At 70.2% G+C, this 581-nt stretch carries 1 protein-coding gene; it reads right to left on the bottom strand.

From position 1 onward, the window contains the following. Positions 1 to 435: DMT family transporter (locus tag C100_RS33415; protein WP_037530101.1), on the bottom strand; the 435-nt coding region annotated here is incomplete at its 3' end. Positions 436 to 581 lie beyond the last annotated feature (146 nt).

The following is a 581-nucleotide window of genomic DNA, read 5'->3' as shown; positions in this document are numbered from 1 at the left end:
CAGCCCGGCGACGGCCAGCGCCACGCCCGCCCAGCTCGCCAGGCGGGGCCGGCGCTGGAGGATGATCCATTGGAGGATGGGCACCAACGGCACATAGGCGGCGGTGATGAAGGCCGATGTGCTGCTGCTGACCGTCTGCAATCCCCAGGTCTGCATCGAATAGCCCGCAAAGATGCACAGGCCGATGGTCAGGCCCGCCAGCGCTTCCCGCGCCGTCAGTCCCCGCAGCACCGGCAGGGCGAGCGGCAGCGCCATCAGCGCGGCGGTGCCGAATCGCAGGCCCACGAAGAAAAACGGCCCCGTTTCCCGCACGGCATGATGGACGATCAGAAAGCTCGCCCCCCACAGGATCGTCGCCGCCATCAGCGCGAGTTCGGGACGGCCGATCATCAGCCGGGGCGTCGTGCGCGCCTGGGGGAGGGGATCTGGCTGCATGATGCGCGCAGGCCTGTGCGGCGCAGGGTGCGCCGTCAAGGCCAAGGTCGCGCGGCGTGATGAAAAAAGAGCGGCCCGGCGCCATCGCGGGGCGCCGGGCCGTCAAAAGCCTCTTGGACATGTCGGCGCGGCTGCGCCGGCTGCCT

The organism is Sphingobium sp. C100 (assembly GCF_000508185.1).
GTDB lineage: Bacteria > Pseudomonadota > Alphaproteobacteria > Sphingomonadales > Sphingomonadaceae > Sphingobium.
Note: the sequence above shows the minus strand (reverse complement) of the source record. Positions and strands in the feature narration are given on the sequence as shown.